The sequence below is a fragment of the Emticicia sp. MM genome, from assembly GCF_001649495.1.
Window position 1 is genome coordinate 101,242 of the sequence record NZ_LXHX01000028.1, and the last position, 26,135, is coordinate 127,376.

Annotated in this window: 19 protein-coding genes; 9 read left to right on the plus strand and 10 right to left on the minus strand. The window is 37.8% G+C overall.

All coding sequences use genetic code 11. The annotated features are described in order from the left end of the window. Window positions 1-93: 93 nt before the first annotated feature. The 5 genes from A6M55_RS04525 to A6M55_RS04550 all read right to left on the minus strand — a co-directional run bounded on the left by A6M55_RS04525 (window position 94) and on the right by A6M55_RS04550 (window position 8,993). Window positions 94-1,536, minus strand: a complete 1,443-nt coding sequence (locus tag A6M55_RS04525) for a TolC family protein (RefSeq protein WP_064196679.1) — start codon at window positions 1,534-1,536, stop codon at window positions 94-96. Beyond that, window positions 1,523-4,771: an efflux RND transporter permease subunit gene (locus tag A6M55_RS04530; protein ID WP_064196680.1), complete on the minus strand. Its 3,249-nt coding sequence runs from the start codon at window positions 4,769-4,771 to the stop codon at window positions 1,523-1,525. Before A6M55_RS04530 ends, A6M55_RS04525 begins: the two co-directional genes overlap by 14 nt. A 28-nt stretch (window positions 4,772-4,799) precedes the next feature. Beyond that, window positions 4,800-5,888, minus strand: a complete 1,089-nt coding sequence (locus tag A6M55_RS04535; protein ID WP_064196681.1) for an efflux RND transporter periplasmic adaptor subunit — start codon at window positions 5,886-5,888, stop codon at window positions 4,800-4,802. 740 nt (window positions 5,889-6,628) lie between these two features. Then, entirely contained in the window at window positions 6,629-7,312 is a 684-nt protein-coding gene (locus A6M55_RS04545; RefSeq protein ID WP_064196683.1) for a response regulator transcription factor, read from the minus strand. A gap of 106 nt (window positions 7,313-7,418) precedes the next feature. Then, complete coding sequence (locus tag A6M55_RS04550; RefSeq protein ID WP_064196684.1) at window positions 7,419-8,993, minus strand: DUF5723 family protein; 1,575 nt, start codon at window positions 8,991-8,993, stop codon at window positions 7,419-7,421. 149 nt (window positions 8,994-9,142) lie between these two features. Here A6M55_RS04550 and A6M55_RS04555 point away from each other — a divergent pair, with 149 nt between their 5' ends. Further along, window positions 9,143-10,573 (plus strand): circularly permuted type 2 ATP-grasp protein, encoded by a 1,431-nt coding sequence (locus A6M55_RS04555; protein ID WP_064196685.1) that lies wholly within the window; start codon window positions 9,143-9,145, stop codon window positions 10,571-10,573. A gap of 112 nt (window positions 10,574-10,685) precedes the next feature. Then, complete coding sequence (locus A6M55_RS04560) at window positions 10,686-11,240, plus strand: DUF6580 family putative transport protein (RefSeq protein WP_064196686.1); 555 nt, start codon at window positions 10,686-10,688, stop codon at window positions 11,238-11,240. Between the two features lie 103 nt (window positions 11,241-11,343). Here A6M55_RS04560 and A6M55_RS04565 read toward each other — a convergent pair whose 3' ends face one another. Both A6M55_RS04565 and metH read right to left on the minus strand, forming a co-directional pair. Further along, window positions 11,344-11,868 (minus strand): ion channel, encoded by a 525-nt coding sequence (locus tag A6M55_RS04565; protein ID WP_064196687.1) that lies wholly within the window; start codon window positions 11,866-11,868, stop codon window positions 11,344-11,346. A gap of 8 nt (window positions 11,869-11,876) precedes the next feature. Next, window positions 11,877-15,680, minus strand: coding sequence for a methionine synthase (gene metH, locus A6M55_RS04570; RefSeq protein WP_064196722.1), 3,804 nt, complete (start codon window positions 15,678-15,680; stop codon window positions 11,877-11,879). Between the two features lie 266 nt (window positions 15,681-15,946). Between metH and A6M55_RS04575 the strand changes: the two genes are divergently transcribed. Beyond that, on the plus strand, window positions 15,947-16,408 hold the full coding sequence (locus tag A6M55_RS04575) for an Lrp/AsnC family transcriptional regulator (protein ID WP_064196688.1): 462 nt from the start codon (window positions 15,947-15,949) through the stop codon (window positions 16,406-16,408). Window positions 16,409-16,482: 74 nt separating this feature from the next. Here the strand turns inward: A6M55_RS04575 and A6M55_RS04580 are convergent, their stop codons facing one another. From A6M55_RS04580 to dcm, 3 genes are read right to left on the minus strand one after another with little or no spacing between them, the layout of a single operon-like run. Further along, on the minus strand, window positions 16,483-18,009 hold the full coding sequence (locus A6M55_RS04580; RefSeq protein ID WP_064196689.1) for an aldehyde dehydrogenase family protein: 1,527 nt from the start codon (window positions 18,007-18,009) through the stop codon (window positions 16,483-16,485). A gap of 42 nt (window positions 18,010-18,051) precedes the next feature. After that, window positions 18,052-18,801, minus strand: coding sequence for a type II restriction endonuclease (locus A6M55_RS04585; protein WP_064196690.1), 750 nt, complete (start codon window positions 18,799-18,801; stop codon window positions 18,052-18,054). Further along, window positions 18,749-19,792 carry a DNA (cytosine-5-)-methyltransferase gene (dcm, locus tag A6M55_RS04590; protein ID WP_064196691.1) on the minus strand — a complete coding sequence of 348 codons (1,044 nt, stop codon included), beginning with the start codon at window positions 19,790-19,792 and terminating at the stop codon, window positions 18,749-18,751. Before dcm ends, A6M55_RS04585 begins: the two co-directional genes overlap by 53 nt. Before the next feature lie 124 nt (window positions 19,793-19,916). On the opposite strand from dcm, the gene A6M55_RS04595 reads away from it, so the two are divergent. The 6 genes from A6M55_RS04595 (at window position 19,917) to fahA (ending at window position 26,068) form a co-directional block, all read left to right on the plus strand. After that, window positions 19,917-20,747 (plus strand): alpha/beta hydrolase, encoded by an 831-nt coding sequence (locus tag A6M55_RS04595; RefSeq protein WP_064196692.1) that lies wholly within the window; start codon window positions 19,917-19,919, stop codon window positions 20,745-20,747. A 215-nt stretch (window positions 20,748-20,962) separates the two neighbouring features. Continuing rightward, window positions 20,963-22,141 (plus strand): homogentisate 1,2-dioxygenase, encoded by a 1,179-nt coding sequence (locus tag A6M55_RS04600; RefSeq protein WP_064196693.1) that lies wholly within the window; start codon window positions 20,963-20,965, stop codon window positions 22,139-22,141. A 75-nt stretch (window positions 22,142-22,216) separates the two neighbouring features. Further along, window positions 22,217-23,365, plus strand: coding sequence for a 4-hydroxyphenylpyruvate dioxygenase (gene hppD / locus A6M55_RS04605; RefSeq protein ID WP_064196694.1), 1,149 nt, complete (start codon window positions 22,217-22,219; stop codon window positions 23,363-23,365). 51 nt (window positions 23,366-23,416) lie between these two features. After that, window positions 23,417-24,205 (plus strand): phenylalanine 4-monooxygenase, encoded by a 789-nt coding sequence (locus A6M55_RS04610; protein ID WP_082892925.1) that lies wholly within the window; start codon window positions 23,417-23,419, stop codon window positions 24,203-24,205. A gap of 155 nt (window positions 24,206-24,360) precedes the next feature. Next, on the plus strand, window positions 24,361-24,798 hold the full coding sequence (locus A6M55_RS04615; RefSeq protein ID WP_064196695.1) for a MarR family winged helix-turn-helix transcriptional regulator: 438 nt from the start codon (window positions 24,361-24,363) through the stop codon (window positions 24,796-24,798). A gap of 67 nt (window positions 24,799-24,865) precedes the next feature. Continuing rightward, complete coding sequence (fahA, locus tag A6M55_RS04620) at window positions 24,866-26,068, plus strand: fumarylacetoacetase (protein WP_064196696.1); 1,203 nt, start codon at window positions 24,866-24,868, stop codon at window positions 26,066-26,068. The last annotated feature ends 67 nt before the right edge of the window (window positions 26,069-26,135 follow it).

The window sequence follows — 26,135 nt, forward strand, 5'->3', positions numbered from 1 at the left end:
ACAACTTTATCTTTGTATGCTAAGTGAAATTTCTTGGTGTTCTTGGTGGTAACATCATGTCAATAAAAGCAATAATGAGTGCTAAAATTTCTATTAATTCCAGCCACCGCCTAAGGCTCGATAAGTATTCACAACGGCGTTCATTTGCTTCATTCGAGTTTCAACCAATTCCATTCTCGATTCAAGTACGTCTCGCTGTGTCAGTAAAACCTCCATATAATCTGCACGAGCTGCTTTAAAAAGTTTCAATGAAATATCCGTTGATTTTGTTAAGGCATCAACCTGATTACTTTTCATCGTATAACTATTTTCGAGGTTTTGAATATTTGATAATTGATTTGTTACTTCAATAAAGGCATTCAGCACCGTTTTCTCGTAGTCATATACCGCTTGAATTTGCTTAGCATTGGCATTTTTGTAGGTTGCCGTGATGGCATTTTTATTAATCAAAGGCTCTGCCAAATCTCCTGCTAATGACATTATCAACGATTGCGGAATGTTGGCCAACAAAAGCGGATTGAATGAACGAATACCCAAAGAAGCCGATAAGCCCAATGATGGGTAAAAATTGGCTTTGGCAACACTTACATTGAGCTTTGCTGCTTCGATGCTTAGTTCGGCTCGACGAATATCAGGTCGTTTTTCTAAAAGTTGAGCTGGCAGTCCCGTTGAAATTTTTGTAGGAATGAGTGTAGCAAATTGCTGCGAACTTCTCTGCACGGGTCTTGGGAAACGCCCAACTAAAAAATTGATTCGATTTTCGGTTTCGACAATTCTTTGCTGAATATCATATTGAAGCGTTTTTGTCTTAAACACCTCTGCTTCAAAGCGTTGTACGGGCAACTCCGTCACTTTTGCAGCTTCTTTTTCTTGTTTGATAATCAATAAAGCCGAATTCAAAATTTCGATATTCTTTTTTACAATATCCAATTGAGTATCCAATGCCATCAGTTCATAATACGAATTAGCTATTTCGGCCACGATATTTGTCACTAAAAAGTTTTTCCCTTCAATCGTACCTAAATAATTGGCGGCAGCGGCCTTTTGAGCATTACGCAATTTATGCCAAATATCTACCTCCCAGCTTGCAAAAGCTCCAAGATAAGAATCGGGTAAAACTACTGGCGTGTGTTTCCCAGGTTTTATTTCAGAAATTTCATCGCTTGCTCCTTTGCTCGTAAAACGAGAAACTTTATCTACGCCCGTGCCACCGCCTAATCTTACGAAAGGCAGGTATTCTCCTCTTCGTGCCATGATTTCATTTTTCGACATTTCTATTTCCTGCATCGTGATATTTAGTTCTTGATTATTTTGCAGAGCGGTATCAATGAGTGCATTCAGATTTGGGTCGTCAAAGAAAACTTTCCATTTTTTCTGAGCCGTATTTATAGTGTCTTGCGAAGCTAAATAACTCGCAGGCAAGCCATTTTTGGCAGTTTTTCCGATAATAGCAGGTGTTTTACACGCATTGAAAACTAATGGAGAAACGGCCAAAACTATATACAAAATATTCCTTTTTATGTTAGTTCGTCTCATCTTCGTCGTTTCGGTTTAATAGTTTCTTCAATTTTTCATTCGCTTTTCTGATGTTTTTTAAGATTCGGTTGTTTTCTTCACTGGCTTCCACAAAACTTTCAGAAAGTGGAGAGTCATCTTCGTCTTTAATTAGATGCTTACCATCTGATAAAGTGCCAAAAATGTAATAAAGCCCAGGAATAATCATTACCCCGAAAATAGTTCCGAAAAGCATACCGCCCATTGCCGAACCACCGATGGTTTTATTACCGATTGCACCAGCACCATGAGAAAGAACCAGTGGAATAAGACCAGCCACAAAGGCAAATGAAGTCATTAGAATTGGTCGGAAACGCACCTTTGCACCCTCAATGGCAGCATCGAAGATAGACATTCCCTTTTGTCGCTGTTGGACGGCAAACTCCACAATCAAAACAGCATTTTTTCCAAGAAGACCTACCAACATGATTAGTCCAACTTGTGCGTACACGTCATTGGCCATGCCCATCGCTTTTAGCAAAAAGAACGAACCAAATACGCCCACAGGAAGCGAGAAAATAACCGCCATTGGCAATAAGAAACTTTCATATTGTGCGGCCAAAACGAAGTAAACAAATATCAATACAACCACAAATACATAGATTGACTCATTGCCACGTCGAGCTTCATCATAAGACAAACCTTCCCATGCAATGTCATAGCCCTTTGGAAGTGTTTTAGATACTTCTTGAATCGCTTTTATGGCATCGGCAGTTGTATAGCCTTTGGCTGGTTGCCCCTGAATAGAAGAAGAATTGTACATATTGTAGCGGGTAATCTCATTGGGGCCTTGTTTTTTTACTAATTTCATAAAGGCCGAATAAGGCACCATTTCGCCGTGGTCATTCTTGACAAACATATTCATGATGTCGGAAGGGAGTCGTCTAAACTCTGGCGAAGACTGCACATATACCTTAAAGAATCGTCCGAAACGGATAAATCCTTGCTCATAAGTACTACCAATCATAATGTTTAGATTTTCCATCGCTTTTCCGATAGAAACTCCTTTTTGCATCGCTGCACTATTATCTATTTCTAATTCGTATTGTGGATAGTTGGCCGCAAAGAAAGTAAACAAACCTGTAAGTTCTTTACGCTTGCCCAAAGCAGCCATAAAGTCTTTATTTACTTTGTCAAACTCCTGATAATCAGTCGTATTATTTTTATCAAGCATCCGCATTGAAAAACCAGCCGATGAACCAAAACCTGGTACAGCAGGAGGCTCGAAGTATTCGACGATTGCTCCTAAATCTTTTGTTTTTTCTTCGAGTTCTTCGATTATTTCATGCACACCTTTTTCTCTATCCGACCAGTTTTTTAAGTTAATCAAACACGTTCCTGCATTCGAGCCACGGCCTTCGGTCATGATTTCATAACCTGCCAACGACGAAACCGATTCTACGCCTTCTACTTCTTTACAAATTTTCTGTAATTCTCTCGAAACTTCATTGGTTCTTTCGAGCGTTGAGCCTGGTGGTGTTTGAATGATGGCATAAATAGTACCTTGGTCTTCGCTCGGAATAAAACCTGCTGGAAGAATTTTATTTTCAAAAATAATTCCCACGCCAAAAACAACTAAGATTAGAAATGTAAGCAACCTTTTGTTGACGATTAGTCTTAGAAGACTCATATATCGACCCGTCAGTTTATCAAATCCTTTATTAAATTGGTCAATTACCCAGTCAATTGGGGATTTCTTACGAGGTTTTCCGTGATTATTTTTGAGAATCATTCCACAAAGCACAGGAGTCAGTGTAAGAGCTACTACCGCCGAAAGAATAATTGAACTTGCCATCGTGATAGAAAACTGGCGATAGAATGTCCCAACTGGGCCTGACATAAAGGCAATTGGTAAGAATACCGACACCATGACAAGCGTTATGGCGATGATTGCTCCGCTGATTTCGCCCATTACTTTTTTAACTGCTTTGAATGGTGAGAGGTGTTCTTCTTCCATCTTGGCATGAACGGCTTCTACAACCACAATGGCATCATCGACCACAATACCAATCGCCAAAACCAATGCAAAGAGCGTAATTAAGTTAATGGAGAGGCCGAAAAGCTGCATAATGAAAAACGACCCAATCAAAGAAACAGGTACGGCAATAATCGGAATGAGCGTCGAACGCCAATCGCCTAAAAATAAGAAAACCACCAATGCAACCAAGATGAAGGCATCTCGAAGTGTATGAAGCACTTGTTCGATTGAAGCATCTAAAAATTTAGATACATCATAACTTAATTTGTATTCAACCCCTGGCGGAAAAGTGGCTTTCAATTCCTCCATTTTATTTTTTACTTGTTCAATAACTTCGCTGGCATTACTTCCTACGTTTTGTTTTAAAACAATTGCCGCCGAAGGATGCCCATCAAGATTTGAATAAATATCGAAAAACTCACTACCTAATTCTACTTTTGCCACATCTTTTAGGTGAATACTCTCCCCTGCTGGATTTGCTCGTAAAATCACATTTTCGTACTCTTCTGGCTTACTAAAACGCCCTTTGTAGGTCAAAACGTATTCTAAAGATTGTGCCTCAATACCCGAACTTTGTCCGATACGGCCAGGGCGACCAATGATACTTTGTTCGGCCAATGCCTTCATTACATCTTCTGCCGAAATATTATAGGCACGCATACGGTCAGGATTCAACCAAACACGCATGGCATACTGGCGACTACCCAAAATTTGGGTTCTGGCTACTCCGTTAATGCGGTTAATTTCGGGCAGAAGATTGACGTTGGCATAATTATATAAAAACTTTTCATCGAAGTTTTTGCCTGTACCATAAAGGTTAATGTACATCAACATACTCGGCTGAATGGGCGTGATGACAACCCCTTCCCGCTGAACAAGTTCGGGCAATAACGGCATTACTTGGTCAACCCTTGTTTTTACCCTAATTACGGCCTGATTGGGGTCGGTTCCAGGTTCAAAAATCACACGAAGCGTTGCCTCACCTGCACTGGTGGCATCGGTGGCGAGGTATCGCATTCCTTGCACACCATTGATAGCATTTTCGATAGTTACGAGTGTCGATTTCACAAGGACATCGGCACTTGCCCCTGGATAAGCAATAAAAATATTGACAGTAGTAGGAGCAATTTCGGGGAACTGCGACGTGGGCAGTTGCTTAATGGCTAAAGTACCTGTAAAGACTATCAATACCGAAATAACAATAGCCAAAACGGGTCTTTTTATGATATTACTAAACATATATTTCTGGTGTTTTGGTGGATAAAAACTATTCAGCGTATAAGCTGAGGTGGGAAATCACCTGCGAAGGTTCTTCAAATTTGTATTCAATCTTTTGGTTTTCTTTGACCTTTCTTAAACCTTCCAAAAGAATCTTATCACCAGCGGATAAACCTGCAGAAATAGCATATAAATGCGGCAATTCGGAGGCAATTGTTACTGGGCGAGACTTCACAATATTGTCTTTATCAATCACGTAAACGTATATTTTATCAAGCACTTCAAACGTTGCTTTTTGCGGAATCAGAAGGACATTTTTTACAGGGACTGTTACCTGAATATTTCCTGTTTCGCCGTGTCTGAGTAGTCCTTCGGGGTTCGGGAATGTTGCTCTGAAAGCGATATTTCCTGTTTCGTTATCAAATTCACCTTCAATGGTTTCTACAATTCCCGTATATTTAAACAGCTCATTATTAGCCATTCTCAGTTTTACTTGATACATACTATTATTACTACTGGCATGTGTTTTAAAATTCAAATATTGAGCTTCTGGCACATTGAAATACACCCACATTTTACTATTATCAGATAAAGTGGTGAGCAAATCTCCTTCATCTACAAGGCTGCCTTTCCTTACTTTTAGGCGGTCCATGATACCATCAAACGGGGCTCGAATTTCTGTAAAACCCAAATGCACTTTCGTTAGAGCCAACTCAGCAAGTGCTTTATCGAGTTTGGCTTTTGCTAATGCCAATTCATTGGCCGAAACAACATTTCCATCGGCCAACGACTTGGTATTTTTATATTCAATTTCGGCATAATTTGCCTCGGCTTCGGCTTTTTTCATTTCAGCCTGATAAAGATTCGGCATAATCTGAAACATCAACTGACCTTTTTTTACATACTTTCCTTCATCGACAAAAATGCCTTGTAGATAGCCTTTTTCTAAGGCTCGAAGTTCGATATTGTTTATGGAGCGAATCTGACAAACATAGTCAGTTGTAATCAATGTATCTTTGCGGATAGGCGAAGTAACTACTAACTTGCCCTCTTCCTTTTTTTCTTCTTTTTCTTCTGACTTGCAACTTGCGTTAAATAACAAAACAGTCAAACCCAGAAACATGAGTGATTTTTTCATAATAAGATTTCTTCGGATTAAAATTTATATTGTCGAAGTGCTATTGAAAATTTGGGCAAAGCGATGCCAATGAGGTCCAAAAGCCTATTTCAAGAGCGTAAAATTTTGCGTTTGCTTATAATGCTGAATGAGTAGGAGATACAGCGTGGGATGCTAATTTTCTATTCAAACAGGTTCGAGAATGTCTTAAAGTATTACCAGAGGCTTATCTCATAGACGATAAACACAGTTTAGGATATACTTCTTGTAGTTTTTTAGACTTTGATTAAATAAATAATAGTAGTTGTAATTTGGTAAGCCTAAATGGCCAAAGGAGGGTCTATAATTTTGTGTTTGTGTGGAATACTGTATAGTGTTTGGCTCTATTTCTTCAATTTCTTCTTCAATATTTTCGAAAAAAAACTCAATCGAATATAAATGAGAGCTATGTGCGTATGATGCCGCTACTTCAACAACTGAATTTCTTTCATGAGGTGAAATTGTCGGGCTTTCATTCTGTATAAATTCACTGGCTCGACTATTGACACTCAATAAAAAAATCCACAAAAAGAGAAGATATTTAATGATTACATTTCTCATTATCCTTTCAAAATATTCAAATAAGGCTTTCAAACTTTTTGTCTTAAACTTTGAATAAAAACACCTAATATAATGACTAAATGTGTTGATTTTCATTAAAACAGCAGAACTGCTTCAATAAATGGCTGGTACTAAAGAGTAAAACTAAACAAGTATAAAGTTTAACCTTTTAGCATATAGCCTCTACCAACTACTGTATAAATGAGTTTAACAGGGAAGTTTTGGTCGATTTTCTTACGTAAAAAATTGACATACACATCAATGGTATTTGTACCCGTATCAAAATTAAGATTCCAAACTTTCTCGGCTATCTCAATTCTTGAAACTACCTTTCCGTTATTACGTATAAAAAACTCCAGCAACATAAATTCTTTGGAAGTAAGCGGAATCAGTTGTCCATCTCGACGAGCATTTTTTTCGTTGAGGTCCAATACCAAATCTGCCACTTGAAGATTTCGCTTTAATTCGATACTCTCATGTGAGCGACGATACAGTGCATTAAGTCGAGCAATCAGTTCTAAGAAGTCAAACGGTTTTACTAAATAATCATCTGCACCTGAATCAAAACCCAACAGTTTATCTTGGGTTGTTCCCATAGCTGTCAGAATCATCACTGGAGTCTTGATTTGTTCACCACGCAGCTTTTTTGTCAAATCAATGCCACTGATTTTAGGAAGATTTACATCAAAAACCATTAAATCATAGATATTCGATAAGGCCATACTTCTGCCAACTTGCCCATCATAGGCTACATCGACCGCAAAACCGCTTTCTTCTAAGCCTTTTTTCACGTATTCTGCCAATCGTAATTCATCTTCAACCAATAGAACTTTAATTGCTGCCATTTTAAAAATCTTTAATCTAACATATACTTTACAAGTGCAAAATTGAAAAACGGAGTATAGCCTGTTTTAAAAATAAGATTAAAATTTGATTAAAAGGAATCACCAACTAACGAATTCTATTCCAGCGTTTTCGTTTATTTCTTTTATTGAGAATATCTCGCAAATTATCTCTGAATGTAGCCTTTTGCTCCACATAACAAGCATTGGGAGCGTCGGGAAGCTTTCTGAAAATTGGCAGAAATAACCCAAAGTAAGTACTAATTCCTTTTGGATTTCCAATATTTAAGACTCCACCTAAATTTTCAGTTCCGATAAAGAATGGGCCTGCCCTTCCTGTAAGTCCAATTGTTAGATTTCGATACCCATTTTGTAACGCAATTGGTACAGCCACATCAAACATTTTCGACTCATAGCGAGGCGTAACAGCAAACATCGAAGGCTGATTCATTCCAATTGCTTTTGGGTTTCTCAAACTTTGAATCCAAGTAGCATTAAAGTAGATTTTTTCAGAAAACTTATAATCAAAATTGGTTGAAAGAGCCATCGGTAGAGCCGATCTGAATGACTGCTGATAATCTGCATCATTCAAATTAAAAGCAACATTCATTTGATTATATAATCTATCGGGCGAATCAATTTTATTGAAAGTTCCTGGCTGCACCAATATATTTGTTTGATTAATCTGGGTAATACTTACATAATTAGGATTATTGTAATTAATATTTCCAACATCAATTAAAGCTACTCCGATTCGGTATAAATACTTATTTTTAGTGCCGTCCATTCTCAACTTCCCATTCATTTTAATATCATATTTATCAAATTCAGGGCGAAATTCGTAAACTGCTCCAATATCGAAACCGTAGCCAGTGCCAGCTGCTAAATTTCCAAATAGCCAATCAGTACTAAAACTTGCCGAACGAATTGCATCGCTTGTTGTTGTTCCATAAGTACCACTGGCAGTTCTGAAAAAAACATCTTGGCGAAGTGGTCTTATAGCATTTGCATCAACTGTAAAGTCTAAATTTTCGCCTTTGTAATGAATATTCAACAAACCATTCAGGCGTTTAACAGTCAAGCCCACTTTAAAAAAATCTTGATCTTGTTCTCTTACAACTGCTCCAAGTGTAAATCCCAGTTCTGTATAGCCATTAAGGTTTAACAATAAATTATTATTGTCTTGCGTAATTCCATATAAATCAGGTATGACTGTTCCTTTGACCATAATATGAGCAACATCAGAGCTTGAATTATCTAAGTTCGTTAGTACACGCACACGAGAAGTAAAACCGATTGCAAATTTTACTTTCTCAAAAGTATATATCATCGAAGGGCCTTTTACATCAGCTGCCGCAAAAGCAACACTGTTTGTTTTTCCTATTGCTTCCTTAATATAGCTTGGTCGAAAACCTGGCAAGCCATTGGGAGCTCTATAACGGTTGGGGACTGTATTTGTAGCCAATCCAATAAAAGAGTATGGTGCGGCCCAAGCAGCATAATTATTTATAAATTCAGTATTTACTCCTGCAACATTTAAGAAAAATTTATAGCGAGAATCAGCAACATTAGCAGGATTTGCCGCAATAGTATAAGTTCCTGCGTAATTACTCGTTGAGATTCCGAGCCATTGTTGTGCCGTGGAAAGAAAAGGGATAAAAAAAAGAGAAAAAAGTATTCGCATTTTTTTGTTGAAAAGGACAGTTTTGGATGAGGCTCACTCAATTAAAATAAACAGACTACAAAAGTAAATAATTATACTCAATTGCTTTTGTTTTTAAATAGATTAATCCTATTTTAGAATTTCATTTACTCAAAGACCAAAGAAAACATATGAATTACAATTTTAGTAACTACAAAACCGATAATTTCTTCGATGAGATGATTACTCCTGACGCTAATGCACGTATAGGAAATCAAGTACTTAAAAACACGATAGAAAGTCTTGCTTTTGAGAATCTGAAGAATAAACAAAAAGCGGCAGAACGTTCGATGGTCTCGGCGGGTATTACATTCAACGTTTACTCAGAAGATGGTGGAACAGAACGAATCATTCCGATAGATATTGTGCCAAGAGTAATTGACTCTCAAGAATGGGACAATCTTGAAAAAGGCTTAGTGCAGCGAATTACTGCACTCAATATGTTTTTACAAGATGTCTACAATGAGCAGAAAATTATTCGTGATGGCATTGTTCCTCGTGAAATCATTGAATCAAGCAAAGGTTTTTTGCCTGAATGTAAAGGACTAACTCCGCCAAAAGGTGTATGGATTCATATAACAGGAACTGACCTTATCAGAGATAATAATGGCGTTTTTACGGTTCTTGAAGATAATCTCCGTTGTCCTTCTGGAGTTTCGTATATGCTCGAAAACCGTGAATTATCAAAGCAAACCTTTCCTGATGTGCTTTCACAAACTAATGTTAGAGCAATTTCAGAATATCCAGCAAAATTGCTTGAAGTTTTGCGATATACCTCTGGCCGTCCCGACCCAACTGTGGCAGTTTTAACTCCAGGAATTTATAATTCAGCTTACTTTGAGCATTCATATTTAGCTCAACAAATGGGTGTTGAATTAGTAGATTACCGTGATTTAGTTGTAGTTGGTGACTATCTAAAAATGCGAACAACTAAAGGTTTTAAAACTATTGATGTACTATACAGAAGAATTGATGATACATTCCTCGACCCAAAAACCTTTAATCCTCACTCACTGATTGGCATCCCAGGTTTGTTTGATGTTTACAGAAAAGGAAATATTGGTTTGGCTAATGCTCCTGGTACTGGTGTAGCTGATGACAAAGTAGTGTATGCTTACGTTCCACGAATCATCAAGTACTATCTGGGAGAAGAAGCCATCATTCCAAACGTAGAAACTTATCTTTGTGGTGAACCAGATTCGATGAAGTATGTTCTTGAAAATATCGAAAAACTGGTTGTAAAAGAAGCCAACGAAGCAGGTGGCTACGGAATGTTGATTGGGCCAAAAGCCAGCAAAGAAGAACATGACAAATTTAGAGGTTTGATTCAGGCAAATCCAAGAAATTATATTGCACAACCAACTATCTCACTTTCACGCAGCCCTTGTTTAGTAGAAGATGGCCTCGAAGGTCGCCACGTTGACTTACGCCCTTACATCCTTTATGGTGACGGTATTCATGTAACCCCAGGGGGATTGACAAGAGTTGCATTGAAAAAAGGCTCTTTAGTTGTAAATTCCTCACAAGGTGGTGGTAGTAAAGACACTTGGGTCTTAAAATAATGATGAATTATTAATGATGAATGATGAATGAATTGTATTTTTGCATTAAATTTCATTTATCACAAGATTTTAATACATTTACAATTAAGCATTTATCATTCACCATTATAATATGAATATTACACGTTTTTCAACATTAGTGGCAATTGTGGTTTTGGCAGCATTGTCGAGATTTATTCCACACCCATTTAATTTTACACCAATTGCAGCTATTGCACTTTTCGGTGGAGCGTATTTTACCAATCGTTGGCAAGCAATTGCGGTACCGATGGGTGCAATGTTATTAAGTGATACAATCCTCGAAATCACTACTGGTTGGGGTTTTCACTCAGGAATGTACATTGTTTATACAGCCTTTGCCTTGGTTTCGGTTTTAGGAATGGTTTTACTTAAAAATGTAAATCCTGCACGTGTTATTTCGGCATCATTAATTAGTTCATTGATTTTCTTTTTGATTACGAATTTTGCATTTTTATACCCCGAATCGGCAACAATCGACCAAAGTTTGGGAACTTATCCTCACAATTTTAGTGGAATCATTGCTTCATATACTGCGGGTATTCCTTTCTTGAAAAACCAAATCTTAGGTGATTTATTCTTTTCGGGAGTGTTATTTGGTGGATTTGCTTTATTACAAAAACGTTTTGAAGTTTTGAAAATGGCGTAAAATCAAAAATATTTAATGAAAAACGAGCGTGCTATCATTGATAGCACGCTCGTTTTTTTTATGATAATTTTCTAAATTGTTCACGACGACGAAAATTGTTACACTATTTCTTCAATTTTTTAAGTGAATCTTTCATCGAAATAAAGTCTGAAAGAATAAAAATTATCGTCAAAAAAGCGATGATAACTTCCATCAAAACTAAGATTTTAGCAGGAACGGTGGCAGGCATTAAATCGCCATAGCCGAAGAATGTGAAGTTCAGTACACTAAAATAAAAAAACTCAAAGGCTTTTTCAAAAGTACCAAATTCGGGCATTACGCCCACAAAACTACGTATGTCAACTTCGTACAAACAGAAAAAATCTACGGCAAACGAAAGCGTCATTTGTCCGATATTGTAGGTCATTAAAAACAAAAAACGGTGATAAGCAATATCTTCCGAAGTGGCAATGAGTAATTGGGTGGAATTTTCAAAAATGAAATAAATACTCTTCAAAAATGCCCAAATTGTGATGAAAACAGCAAGTGTTTGCACAGAAAACCATGCCTGTGCAAACACTATTTTGAATAAGTAAGCTACTGCAAAAAGTGTAGCAAATTCAGCTATTTCACGCTTTGGAAATGTCATTTTTATTATCAATCATAATTTAAAACTGGAGCGAGCCATTTTTCAACCTCTTCGAGTGGCATATTTTTGCGTTTGGCATAATCAACCACTTGGTCTTTGGCAATTTTCCCGATTGTAAAATATTTACTTTCGGGATGAGCAAAATACCAACCACTCACCGAACTCGCTGGATACATTGCAAAACTTTCCGTCAATTCGATGCCGATTCGACCTGCATCTAATAAATTAAACAAAGCTGTTTTTTCGGTATGGTCTGGACAAGCAGGATAACCTGGAGCTGGACGAATACCTTGGTATTTTTCGGCAATCAACTCTTCATTACTGAAAGTTTCATTTGAAACATAGCCCCAGAATTCTGTACGCACACGCTCGTGCATCAATTCAGTAAATGCCTCTGCCAAACGGTCGGCAATTGCTTTCAACATAATTGAATTATAATCGTCGTGTTCTTTTTCATATTGCTCGAGCAATGCTTCGATACCCAAACCTGCTGTTACGGCAAAACCACCGATGTAGTCGCCACCCCCAACCCCTAAAGGGGAGATATAATCACTTAAACACAGATTTGGTAAATTCTGTGCTTTTAAATTTTGTTGACGGAGGTGATGTAAAACAGCCAAAGGAGGATTTTCTACCAAATCACCAGTTTCTGAAACTGCTGTTTCGCTCAAAATTCTGTACCCTGTATTTTTCAAAGCACCTTGACCAGCTGAATTATATTCGTAGGCTTCAAAATTATGCAAAATAATGTCATCCCCTACCGAATTAGCTGGATAAAAACCAACTACTGCTTTTGCTTGTAACGATTTCTCAGTAATTACTTTTTTGAGCATTGCTTGGGCATCGTCGTAAAGCTTTTTGGCTTCTTTCCCTACGGTTTCATCATCAAAAATCTTTGGATATTTGCCTGATAATTGCCAAGTTTGGAAAAATGGAGTCCAGTCGATGTATTTAGCGATTTCGGCTAAATCATAATCTTCAAAAACCTTTGTTCCTAAAAACTTTGGTTTCGTCGCTTTATAATTACTCCAATCAATTTTTACATGATTTTCTCTGGCTTTTTCAATCGGAATAAAGTTTTTATCTTTCTGGCGGCTGGCGTGGTCGATTCTTAGTTGAGCATATTGAGCCTTGATTTCATCAAAAATCTCTTGATTTGTTTGCTCATTTTGCATCAAACGTCCAGCAACTGGCACACTTTTCGAAGCATCCAGAACGTGAATTACTGGCCCTGAATAATGTGGATCGATTTTCACCGCCGTGTGAATACGTGAAGTTGTTGCTCCACCAATCAGCAAAGGAATTTTAAATCCTTGACGCTCCATTTCTTTGGCTACGCCCACCATTTCATCCAAACTTGGTGTAATCAAACCACTCAAACCGATAATGTCAACATTGTGCTTTTTGGCTTCTTCCAAAATTTTATTGGTTGGCACCATTACACCTAAATCTATAATTTCGTAGTTATTACAAGCTAAAACTACGCCAACGATATTTTTACCAATATCATGTACATCACCTTTTACGGTTGCGAGTAAGATTTTACCAGCATTCGATGATGTCTCGGCTTCGCCTTCAACTTTATTAAGTAATTTCTCTTCTTCAATAAACGGCAATAAATAAGCAACGGCTTTTTTCATTACCCTTGCCGATTTTACGACTTGTGGCAAAAACATTTTTCCTTCGCCAAATAAATCTCCGACCACATTCATTCCATCCATCAAAGGCCCTTCGATAACGTGAAGAGGTTTTTCAAAACCTTGACGGGCTTCTTCTACATCTTCATCAATAAATTCGGTCAAACCTTTAATCAAAGCGTGTTCTAAGCGTTTGCCAACTGGTAATTCTCTCCACGAATTATCTACAACTTGTTCTTTTCCTTTCGATTTTACGGTTTCTGCAAAAGTCACCAAACGCTCGGTTGCATCGGGGCGACGGTTCAATAATACATCTTCACAAAGCTCCAACATATCTTTTGGAATGTCATCATAAACGCCCAATTGTCCAGCATTTACGATACCCATATCCATACCTGCTTTGATGGCATGGTATAAGAAAATGGTGTGCATGGCTTCACGAACAGGCTCATTTCCTCTAAAACTAAACGAAATATTTGAAACTCCACCCGAAACTTTAGCGTATGGGAGATTTTCTTTTATCCAGCGAGTAGCATTGATAAAATCAACTGCATAATTATTATGTTCTTCCAAACCAGTCGCAACGGTCAAGATATTTGGGTCGAAAATAATGTCTTGCGGTGGGAAGTTTACCTCATTAACCAAAATATCGTAGGCTCTTTTACAGATTTCAATTCTACGTTCATACGAATCCGCTTGTCCAACTTCATCAAAAGCCATCACTACAGTTGAAGCACCATAACGTTTTACTTTTTCGGCCGATTCTCTGAATTTCACTTCCCCTTCTTTCAATGAAATCGAGTTTACAATAGATTTTCCTTGCACACATTTCAACCCTGCTTCAATCACTTCCCATTTCGAAGAGTCAATCATAATTGGTAGGCGAGAAATATCTGGCTCGGCAGCAATCAAATTCAAGAAAGTTGTCATGGCCTCTACGCCATCAATCATCCCTTCATCAAGGTTCACGTCAATTACCTGAGCTCCATTTTCTGCCTGATTTCTTGCCACCGAAAGTGCATCATCATATTTACCTTCACGAATCAAACGTGCAAAAGCCTTCGAGCCAGTCACATTACAACGCTCACCAACGTTCACAAAATTCGTTTCCTTTGTCATTTTCAAAGGCTCTAAACCCGAAACCTTTTGAATCGGCTCGAAAGTTGGAATCACACGAGGCTTATATTTTGCTGAAACTTCTGCAATGGCTTTGATGTGAGCTGGCGTTGTTCCGCAACAACCACCGATGATATTCATAAAACCATTTTGCAAGAAATCTTCCACAATCACCGCCATTTCGGCTGGTGATTGGTCATATTCGCCCATTTCGTTAGGTAAACCAGCATTTGGGTGAGCTGAAACCATGAAAGGTGCTTCGTTAGCTAAAATCTGCACATACGGACGCATCAAATCTGCTCCCAAGGCACAGTTTAGCCCAATTGATAATAAATCTATATGGGAAACCGAAGTCAAGAAGGCTTCTGTTGTTTGTCCCGAAAGCGTTCTTCCAGAAGCATCGGTAATAGTTCCCGAAACCATTACTGGAATATTGTTTTGAACAAATTCTAATAAATTTGCTCTTGTTTGCTTAGGTATTGAGCCACTTTTCAATGGTCGAGCCGTGCCATTTTTTACATCATGGGCAAACAAATCAATGGCGTATAAAGCCGCCTTAGCATTGAGTGTATCAAAAATGGTTTCTACTAAAAGGACATCAGCACCACCATCGACCAAACCTTGGATTTGCTCATAATATGCTTCAACCAATTCATCGAAAGTAATGGCACGAAAACCTGGGTCATTTACATCGGGAGAGAGCGAAAGCGTGCGGTTAGTTGGCCCGATTGAACCCGCTACAAAACGGGGTTTGTCAGGATTTTTGGCAGTAAATTCGTCGGCAACTTCGCGAGCAATTTTGGCAGATTGATAATTCAATTCATACACATAATCTTCCATGTGATAGTCGGCCATAGCGATTGATGTTCCCGAAAAAGTGTTAGTTTCGGCAATATCAGCTCCAGCTTCAAAGTATTTGGCATGAATTTCTTTAATAACCTCTGGTTTCGTGATAGAAAGCATATCGTTATTACCTTTCACTTCATGCGGAAAATCTTTGAAACGCTCGCCACGATAATCTGCATCTGATAATTTGTATTCTTGAATCAACGAACCCATCGCACCATCAAGCACAAGGATTCTATCTTTTAGTATTTCTCGGATGTTAGCCACTTCTTAACCTTATTTTTTGGTGATAATAATTTTGCAATTTAGAAAATTGCTGTACTGTCAAACAACAAAATTTATCTTACAAAAGTACGATTTAAAGATTGATTTTTTAAATAATTTACAAAAAATAGATAATTTATCTAATATTCGATTGTTTGCTACGGTTTTTATTTTTAATTTTGACATAAATATTTGATAAAAACGACATTTTATCTATGCAAAAATTAGATAGTACTGACCGTGAAATTTTGAAGTCGCTTCAAGAAAATGCACACCTGACCACGAAAGAACTGGCCTCTCGATTAAATCTTTCGCCTACGCCCGTGTATGAGCGTGTACGAAGACTCGAAAATGAGGGAGTGATAAAGAAATATGTCGCCCTTATCGACCGTGAGAAAGTAGGCAAAGATTTAATGGTATTCTGTAATATTCGTCTGAAAGAACACGCCCAAGAGGCAGGAAAGAAATTTGTGCAGGAAATTGTGAAACTCGATGAAGTAATTGAATGTCACAATATTTCGGGCGAATACGATTTTATGATAAAAGTTGTGGTGGAAGATATGCGTGAATACCAAAGTTTTTTGATGAATAAATTGGCTTCACTCGAAAATATTGGAAGCACACACAGTACTTTTGTGATGAGCGAGATTAAGAATGAGACGAAGTTGGATATTTAGATATGGGATATGAGATACGGGATATAGGATTCGAGAAAAGTCTCGAATCCCATATCTCAAATCTCGTATCTATACTACAAATCAAACTTAATCCCTTGAGCGAGAGGCAGTTGCGTGCTGTAATTAATCGTATTTGTTTGGCGACGCATGTAGTTTCTCCACGCATCTGAACCACTTTCACGGCCGCCGCCAGTTTCTTTTTCTCCGCCAAAAGCTCCACCAATTTCTGCTCCCGATGTACCAATATTTACATTGGCAATTCCGCAATCTGAACCAGCATAAGATAAGAACTGTTCAGCTTCACGCATATTGAGTGTAAAGATCGAAGACGAAAGCCCTTGTGGAACGGCATTTTGTAGTTCGATGGCTTCATCAAGCGTTTTGAATTTCATTAAATATAAAATCGGTGCAAAGGTTTCGTGACAAACCGTAGGGCTTTGATTTTCTACTTCAACAATCGATGGTTTTACATAACAACCTGATTCATAGCCATTTCCTGATAAAACTTCATTGCCACAAAGTACGTTTCCACCTTCGTTTTGGATATTGGCTATGGCTGTCTTGTAATTGCTTACGGCATCAACATCAATCAATGGCCCAACGTGGTTATTGACATCTAGAGGGTCGCCAATGCGAAGTTGGGCATAGATTTTCACTAAACGGTTTTTCACTTCCTCGTACAAACTTTCGTGCAAAAATAAGCGACGAGTAGTGGTACAACGTTGCCCAGCCGTTCCGACTGCCCCAAAGACAACCGCAGGAATAACTACCTCTAAATCAGCATTTTGTGTAACAATAATGGCGTTATTTCCGCCCAATTCTAACAAACTTTTACCAAAACGAGCTGCAACTGCTTGACCGACAGCTTTCCCCATACGAGTAGAGCCTGTGGCCGAAACCAAAGCAACATTTGCATCATTCGATAGCCACTCTCCTACTTTTCTATCTCCCACAATTAGGCAAGATATACCTTCTGGAATATCGTTTTTGCGAAGCACATCTTGAATGATATTTTGACAAGCGATGGCTGTTAAAGGTGTTTTTTCGGAAGGTTTCCAAACGCACACATCACCACAAACCCACGCCAACATGCTGTTCCAAGACCAAACGGCTACTGGAAAATTGAAGGCGGAAATGATTCCCACAATACCCAGCGGGTGCCATTGCTCGTACATACGGTGCTGTGGACGCTCTGAGTGCATCGTGAGGCCATATAGTTGTCGAGAAAGTCCAACCGCAAAATCACAAATATCTATCATTTCTTGTACTTCTCCCCAACCTTCTTGCAGGCTTTTGCCCATTTCGTAGCTTACCAAACGCCCTAAAGCATCTTTATTTTCACGCAGAGCATCGCCCATCTGACGTACGATTTCACCACGTTTGGGTGCAGGAACTGCTCGCCAAACTTTAAATGCAGCGTTGGCACTTTCTATTACTTTATCATAATCTTCACGGTTTGCCTGACGTACTTTTCCAATCAATTGTCCATCTACTGGCGAATACGAACTAAGCACTTTTCCTCCACCTGCCCAGCTTTCAACGCCAGTGCTAACGCCATTGTTGAGGGATTTGATTTTAAGTGTTTTTAATACTTGTTTCATTGGTTTTGTTGATTTTTTGAAGTGTATGTATTGTTTTAAATTTTATTCAGTATCAAATAGCTCAGCTGGATTTAACTTAAATTGTAGCATATTTGCCGTAATTCTACCACCATCGCCACCTTTTCTCTGCATTGTTATTTTCCCGATTTTGAAATTACCTCTTTCCGTGATTTCAACAACTCCATTGCCAAAATAATTGAGGCAAAAATTCATTGGTTTTAAAATCCATCTTGAATTCAATTTTGTCTTTTGTGCTACCAACATCCATTCGGCTGAAAATTGTCCTCTTCCTTTCAAAATATCCGAAACGATGAGCGATTTGTTTTTATCAAGCCATTCCAGTATTTCTGTTTGCTCGTTTTCAGTAAACTCATTTGCAAACATCCGCCTTTTATCTTTGGGTGAGTCAATATTTGGTTGAATTTCTCCTGTATATCGTTTTAAAACAGAAGCAATTTGAGGCGAAATATCCCACATTTCAATATATTTATCTACCCATCTTTTATCTATCTGGTTAAATCCTTTTGGATTGCTTACGAGTTTGACTTGCAGATTCTGAGCATCAATCGCTTCTTTTAATTTTACTGTTATTTGAACTTGAACATCAGTTTTAAAACCGCTTAACTTTATGGCTTTGACAAACTCAATCTTGGATAACTGGTATTCCATTATCAAAAGCCATTTTTGAGCATCTTCATCAACTTGCCAGTTATTGAACTTTTCAACGATGTCATCTTCGTTAAGAAACCCATTCCTCGCTGTTTGCGAACCTTTTAATTGCTCCTTGTTCATTTTTGAGTAAAGTTTTTTGAACTTCTATCAATATTCTTTGTAGCACATTAATCGAAACACTATTGCCAAATTGTTTGTATGCTTGTGAGCTATTTTTGTTAATTTTAAAATCTTCGTCAAACCCCTGCACTCTGGCACATTCTCTTGGAGTTAGCCGTCTTATTTTGCCATCAATGTAATATAGTCCCGTTTTTGCCCCAACTCCACCCCCATTAGCTGAAAGTGTAATCGCATGACCACGTATGTCATAAATTCGTTCTCCTTGCCCACCTTTGTTTACTTTGCCAATTTGTATAGGTTTATTAACCTCAGTTCTACCGAAAAGCGTCTCTTGAAATGTATAATTCTTGTAAATTTCTATATCATTTCGTTCAATAAACTTGATATCAACAGGATTTTTCTCTAAAATACCATCTACCGAAATAGGTTCGTTTGTTGGGTTGGGAAATGCAAAATCACTCGAATCAATACTCTTAGAAAAAGCAACAATATAAATTCTTTCTCGATTTTGTGGCAAACCAAAATTACTTGAGTTTAAAATTTTCGTAAAAACTTTATAATCAAGATTTTCGAGTGTTTCTATTATTACTTTCAAAGTCCGCCCCTCATCATGATTAACCAAGTTTTTTACATTTTCTAAGAAAACCACTCGTGGTTTATGAAAATTTACAATGCGAGCAATATCAAAAAAAAGTGAACCTCTAATATCATCAAAACCCTTTTGCTTACCCGAAATTGAAAAAGATTGACATGGAAAACCTGCACACAGAATATCATGTTTAGGAATTTCTTTTTCATTTATTTGAGTAATGTCCCCGAAAGGTCTTTTATGAAAATTCTCTTCATAAGTATCAGCAGCGTATTTATCCCACTCCGAAGCAAAAACGCATGATGCTCCAAATGATGATAGAGCAATATGAAAACCACCTATTCCTGCAAATAAGTCGATAAATGTGAAACCAGACAATATTTTACTCTCAACTTTAATCATTATAACATTCCTAAATATCTCTTCTTTCCCCACAAATATAAAGAAACCAACCCAAGCCACAAACTCTCGGTTGTTTATGATAAGAATTTACTATATTTAAGCACAAAATCTATTCTAAAAACCTATGAACACTACCGAATTATCTTGGAAAACCTCTGATGGACTTAATATTTATGGAAAAAAATGGGAAACCAATTTACCCACAAAAGCCGTCATTTGTATGATGCACGGCATGGGCGAGCATATCAGTCGCTATAATCATGTAGCTGAAATGTTTACGACCAATGGTTATGCCGTGATTGGCTGCGACCAACGTGGACACGGAAAATCGGAGGGGAAACGTGGACATTTTCCTGATTTTGATACCTTTTTGAATGATGTAGATGCACTCTTGAAAGCTGCTTCCACGCATTTTCCTGATGTAAAACAAATACTTTATGGACATAGTATGGGCGGAAATTTAGTGGCTAATTATCTGTTACGTCGTCAGCCCAAAATTGCTGGAGCAATTTTGTCTTCACCGTATTTTCAATTGGCTTTTCAGCCTTCACCAATTACGCTTACTATTGGCAGATTGATGAAAGGTATTCTTCCCTCGTTGAGTTTGAGTAGTGGCTTAGATTCTTCGGCGATTTCTCGTGATGTGGAAGAAGAAAAAAAATACAACGAAGACCCACTCGTACATGATAAAGTTTCTGCTAAAATGGGCATCGAAATGATTGAAACTGGCCAGTGGGCTATTGATAATGCCGATAAATTGAGTATTCCAACCTTACTCTATCATGGCACAGCCGACCGACTCACTTCGCATCATGGTAGTGAACTTTTTGCAGAGAATGCAGGTAAACTCGTCACATTTATTTCTCTTGAAGGCTTATATCACGAAACCCACAACGAACCCGAAAAACGTGAAGTTTTCAAGAAAATCATTCTTTGGCTTAATAATTTAGCCTAATTTATATCTTCTTAGGGCGTAATTGGTTACGCCCTTTTTCTTTTTTCCTCAGTCTCATTTTCCTTATGAACAAGTTTGAAACTTGTTCTACTTCCTGCGTTTAATTCAATCAATCAAAAAAATAATTATACTTTAATTGTCATAACAAATATTATTTATAATTTTGTATGCTTAACAATAGTTAGTATAACAAATATATTATTCGTTAATCCAATATGCCCATTTATCATAAACTTGGAAAGATTCCGTCTAAGCGACATACTCAGTTTGAAAAACCTGATGGTGAGCTGTATTATGAGCAGCTTTTTGGAACAATTGGCTTCGATGGCATGGCATCATTGATGTATCACATTCATCGCCCAACGCAAGTGATGCAAATGCTTGAAAGCCAAGACCTTACACCAAAATCGGCTAATGCTCATAACATGATGATGCGGAAGTTTATCGGTTTTGATGTAGAGCCAAACGATGATTTTCTGGAAAGTAGAGTGCCGATGATGTTTAATAAAGATTGTATTATTGGAGTGGCAGCCCCAAAACAATCGCTTCGAGCATATTTTTATAAAAATGCCGATTCTGACGAATTATTGTTTATTCACAAAGGCTCAGGAACACTTCGCACTCAACTTGGGAATATTAGTTTTGAATATGGTGATTATTTGGTGATTCCACGAGGAATGATTTACCAAATTGATTTTGACACAGATGATAATCGGATTTTTTTTGTAGAATCGCACTCACCGATATATACGCCAAAACGCTACCGAAATCATTTTGGGCAATTACTCGAAAGTTCGCCTTTCTGCGAAAGAGATTATAAACTTCCCGAAATTTTAGAAACTTACGACCAAAAAGGCGAGTTTCTGATAAAAATAAAAAAACAGCATCAACTTCATCAATTAATCTATCAATATCACCCTTTTGATGTGGTCGGGTTTGATGGCTACAACTTTCCGTGGGGATTTTCGATTCATAATTTTGAGCCAATTACTGGTCGAATCCACCAGCCACCGCCTGTTCACCAGACTTTCCAAACCGATGCTTTTGTGGTTTGTTCGTTTTGTCCGAGACTTTACGATTATCATCCGAAGGCCATCCCAGCACCTTATAATCATTCAAATATCGACTCCGACGAAGTTATTTACTACGTTGATGGCGATTTTATGAGCCGAAATGACATTGCAAAGGGCCACATCACGCTCCACCCTGGCGGAATTCCGCACGGCCCACACCCTGGTGCTATGGAACGAAGCATTGGAAAAAAAGAAACGCATGAATTGGCAGTCATGGTTGATACTTTCCGACCATTGATGATTACAGAAAATGCTTTGAAATACGACGATGGAAAATATTTTCAGAGTTGGATAGACCACCCAAACACCCCTAACCCCTAAAGGGGAATTTACAAATTCTCTGTCTTTTTTACACAAATAAACTTGATTTTACACTTCATACAAAAAATTAAAAATATGTTAGAAATATCAAAAACAGAAAGCCAAATCCTTAACTCCCCTTTAGGGGTTGGGGGTGATGACTTCCTTCCAATCAATGGCACAGATTACATTGAATTATATGTAGGAAATTGCAAACAAGCAGCACATTATTATCAAACTGCTTTTGGGTTTCAGCCTCTGGCTTATGCTGGTCTTGAAACTGGCCTTCGTGACCGAGAAAGTTATGTTGTTCAACAGGGAAAAATTCGTTTAATACTGACATCTCCACTTCATGGTGGGACTGAAATTGGTCGCCATATCGACCAGCACGGCGATGGTGTAAAAGTAGTAGCTCTTTGGGTTGATGATGCCCGTGATGCTTATTATGAAACTATTTCTCGTGGAGCAAAACCTTATTTCGAGCCAATCGAAGAAGAAGATGAATTCGGAAAAGTGGTACGTTCAGGCATTCATACGTACGGCGACACTGTGCATATTTTTGTGGAAAGAAACGATTATAAAGGCGTGTTTCTGCCAAACTTCCGTGCATGGAATCCTGGCTACAAACCTGCCCCAGTTGGTTTGAAATACATTGACCATATCGTAGGTAATGTAGGTTGGAATGGCATGAATGAATGGGTAAATTTCTACGGTAAAGTAATGGGCTTTAATCAGTTAGTAAGTTTTGATGATAAAGATATTTCGACTGAATATACCGCTCTGATGAGCAAGGTGATGTCGAACGGAAACGGACGAATCAAATTCCCGATTAACGAGCCAGCCGAAGGTAAAAAACGCTCACAAGTTGAAGAATACCTTGACTTTTATGGAGGTGCGGGTGTGCAGCATTTAGCAGTAGCTACTGACGATATTATTACAACCGTAACGCACTTGCGAAATCACGGAGTAGAATTTTTGCAAGTTCCTGATAGTTATTACGAAGATTTAAAAGAACGTGTGGGCGATATTGAAGAAGAAATCGAACAACTACGTCCACTCGGTATTTTGGTTGATCGTGACGAAGAAGGGTATTTACTTCAAATTTTCACAAAACCAATCGAACCCCGCCCGACAATGTTTTTTGAAATTATTCAAAGAAAAGGGGCAAAATCATTCGGGAAAGGCAATTTCAAAGCTCTTTTTGAAGCAATAGAACGTGAACAAGTTTTGAGAGGAACATTGTAACCCCCCAGCCCCTAAAGGGGAGCTTCTTTCAACACGATTAAATTTATTACAATGAATAATCAAAATATAAAATCAGAATATCAGTTTTTTGACTCCCCTTTAGGGGTTGGGGGTCAAAACTATAACATATACACACCTGCTGACCACGAAGTTTGGCAAGTGCTTTTCCAGCGGCAAATGCAAAAATTACCTGCAATTGCCAGTGAAGATTATCTGGAAGGAATCGAAAAAGCTGGTTTTGTGGCTGACCACATTCCAGATTTTGAGCAAGAAACTAATCCTCGCTTGCAGGAACTGACGGGCTGGTCGGTGGTGGCATGTGAGGGCTTAGTGCCAATTAAAGAGTTTTTCGAACTTTTGGCCGATAAAAAATTTCCTGCCTCTACTTGGCTTCGTAAAATGGAACAATTAGAATATTTGGAAGAACCTGATATGTTTCATGATACTTTCGGGCATGTGCCACTACTTACTAATCAATCTTTTTGCGATTTTTTGGCGGAGTTTAGCACAATTTCGCTCAAGTATATCAAAGATGAAGAGGCGATAAAACTCCTGCAAAAACTTTATTGGTTTACAGTCGAATTTGGACTAATTCGTGAAAGAAATAAACTAAAAATTTATGGTGGAGGTATTATTTCTTCAAGTGGTGAAAGTGTTTATAGCCTTTGTAGCGGAATACCCGAACGAGTGCCATATTGCATCGAAGAAATTTTGAAAACCGAAGTAAAAATAGATGCCTATCAGAAAAAATATTTTGTGATAGAATCTTACGAACAACTCTTTCAATCACTTAAAAATTTTGAAGAAATTTTAGAACGGCAATTATTAGTGTATCAATAATTGAAGGTTTTTTCTACTTTTGTAATATAAATGCTTTAGTTCATAAGATTAATACCGAATTTAATTTGCAAAGCTTTAAAAGTTGGCAAATTTGATATGGGTTCAAATTATAAACCCAAAGCAATAAAAGTAGATAAAGACTGAATTTAAAATAAATGACACACTCAGATAAGCGTTCGTACTATTTCAAGATTGATACAACCATCAAGCGTATTCGCAGTTTTATGCAAAAGGGCTTGACTGATGGCGGGATTGACCTTACTGTTGACCAGTGGGTGGTAATTGACCACATCAAACCCAAAGCAGGAATTAGTCAGAATGATTTGGCGGTTGATACCGCAAAAGATGCCCCAACCATCACCCGAATCTTAGATTTATTGGTTGAAAAAGGCTTGGTCAGACGTCAAATGGCCGACGAAGACCGACGAAAATTTAATATTTATTTGACCGAAGAAGGCGAAAATTTACACCAAAGTGCTTTAAGTGTAATTGGAGAAATTCGTAGGAAATCTTGGGGTAGTTTGACCGATGAAGATTACGACCATTTGGTCAGAATCATGGATACGATTCACAAAAATGTGAGCGACAAATAATTAATGGTTTGCAAAATCAGTTTACAACACTGTACTTTGTAAACTATTTTTGCAAATCAAAATTACAATGAATACTTGGCTTGAAGTAGCACCAAACAGCGATTTTTCGATATATAATCTCCCATTTGGAATTTTTAGTACAAACAAAAATAAGCCTCAAGTGGGTGTCAGAATCGGTGATTATGTCATTGATTTAGAACAAACCCGCAAATTAGGTTTACTGAATATTCCCCGAAATATTTGTAATCAATCGAGCTTAAATCCGTTTATCGGACTTGGCAAAATACGCACAAATGCTGTTCGACTTCAACTACAAGAATGGCTGACACAAGAAAACACTCCACTAAAAAGGCATTTTAACCAAATTTTTCATAAAATTGAAGATGTGAAAATGCACTTGCCCGTAAAAATCGGAGATTATACTGATTTTTATTCAAGCATCGAACATGCAACCAATGCTGGGAAAATTTTCCGTCCCGATAACCCACTTTATCCAAACTGGAAACACATTCCAATTGCTTATCATGGTCGAGCAAGTTCGATTGTAGTTTCGGGTACGCCCATTTATCGCCCACAAGGACAATTCAAACCTACGGATTCACCAAATCCAGTTTTTGGATACACAAAAGAATTAGATTTTGAATTAGAGATTGGTGCTATCATCGGTAAAAATTCGGAGTATGGCAAAAATATTGGCACAACTGAAGCAGAAAATTATGTTTTCGGATTGGTACTTTTTAATGATTGGTCAGCCAGAGACATCCAACGTTGGGAAACTTTACCACTTGGACCATTTTTGGGTAAAAACTTCGCTTCTTCTATTTCACCGTGGGTCGTTACGCTCGACGCTTTAGAAGCATTCAGAGCACAAGGTCCAACACAAGACCCTAAACCTTTGCCCTATTTGCAAGTTGAGGGAATCAGAAATTTTGATATTCAGCTTTCGGCCAAACTTAACGAAACAACCATTACGAATACAAATTTCAAGTATATGTACTGGAATATCGCCCAGCAAGTTGCCCACCATACAGTCAACGGTTGTAACCTTAAAATTGGTGATATTTTGGCATCAGGAACAATAAGCGGATCGGAAGTTGGTTCTTATGGCTCTCTTTTAGAACTCACTTGGGCAGGAAAAAATCAAATTACGCTTACAAATGGAGAAACTCGCACCTACCTCGAAAATGGCGATACACTAACTTTAGCTGGATTTTGTGAAAAAGATGGAAAAAGAGTTGGCTTTGGCGAGGTTATGGGAAAGATTGTCTAAACTTTGATTGAAATGATTTTTAGATTTTTATGATTGTAAAAATTTCTTTCTTCAATTTTTCATTTTA

Excerpts from the sequence above, each read along its gene's own strand:
- A6M55_RS04525 (WP_064196679.1), bottom strand. The coding sequence starts at position 1,536 with ATGAGACGAACTAACATAAAAAGGAATATTTTGTATATAGTTTTGGCC.
- A6M55_RS04530 (WP_064196680.1), bottom strand. The coding sequence starts at position 4,771 with ATGTTTAGTAATATCATAAAAAGACCCGTTTTGGCTATTGTTATTTCG.
- A6M55_RS04535 (WP_064196681.1), bottom strand. The coding sequence starts at position 5,888 with ATGAAAAAATCACTCATGTTTCTGGGTTTGACTGTTTTGTTATTTAAC.
- A6M55_RS04545 (WP_064196683.1), bottom strand. The coding sequence starts at position 7,312 with ATGGCAGCAATTAAAGTTCTATTGGTTGAAGATGAATTACGATTGGCA.
- A6M55_RS04550 (WP_064196684.1), bottom strand. The coding sequence starts at position 8,993 with ATGCGAATACTTTTTTCTCTTTTTTTTATCCCTTTTCTTTCCACGGCA.
- A6M55_RS04555 (WP_064196685.1), top strand. The coding sequence starts at position 9,143 with ATGAATTACAATTTTAGTAACTACAAAACCGATAATTTCTTCGATGAG.
- A6M55_RS04560 (WP_064196686.1), top strand. The coding sequence starts at position 10,686 with ATGAATATTACACGTTTTTCAACATTAGTGGCAATTGTGGTTTTGGCA.
- A6M55_RS04565 (WP_064196687.1), bottom strand. The coding sequence starts at position 11,868 with ATGACATTTCCAAAGCGTGAAATAGCTGAATTTGCTACACTTTTTGCA.
- metH (WP_064196722.1), bottom strand. The coding sequence starts at position 15,680 with ATGGGTTCGTTGATTCAAGAATACAAATTATCAGATGCAGATTATCGT.
- A6M55_RS04575 (WP_064196688.1), top strand. The coding sequence starts at position 15,947 with ATGCAAAAATTAGATAGTACTGACCGTGAAATTTTGAAGTCGCTTCAA.
- A6M55_RS04580 (WP_064196689.1), bottom strand. The coding sequence starts at position 18,009 with ATGAAACAAGTATTAAAAACACTTAAAATCAAATCCCTCAACAATGGC.
- A6M55_RS04585 (WP_064196690.1), bottom strand. The coding sequence starts at position 18,801 with ATGAACAAGGAGCAATTAAAAGGTTCGCAAACAGCGAGGAATGGGTTT.
- dcm (WP_064196691.1), bottom strand. The coding sequence starts at position 19,792 with ATGATTAAAGTTGAGAGTAAAATATTGTCTGGTTTCACATTTATCGAC.
- A6M55_RS04595 (WP_064196692.1), top strand. The coding sequence starts at position 19,917 with ATGAACACTACCGAATTATCTTGGAAAACCTCTGATGGACTTAATATT.
- A6M55_RS04600 (WP_064196693.1), top strand. The coding sequence starts at position 20,963 with ATGCCCATTTATCATAAACTTGGAAAGATTCCGTCTAAGCGACATACT.
- hppD (WP_064196694.1), top strand. The coding sequence starts at position 22,217 with ATGTTAGAAATATCAAAAACAGAAAGCCAAATCCTTAACTCCCCTTTA.
- A6M55_RS04610 (WP_082892925.1), top strand. The coding sequence starts at position 23,417 with ATGAATAATCAAAATATAAAATCAGAATATCAGTTTTTTGACTCCCCT.
- A6M55_RS04615 (WP_064196695.1), top strand. The coding sequence starts at position 24,361 with ATGACACACTCAGATAAGCGTTCGTACTATTTCAAGATTGATACAACC.
- fahA (WP_064196696.1), top strand. The coding sequence starts at position 24,866 with ATGAATACTTGGCTTGAAGTAGCACCAAACAGCGATTTTTCGATATAT.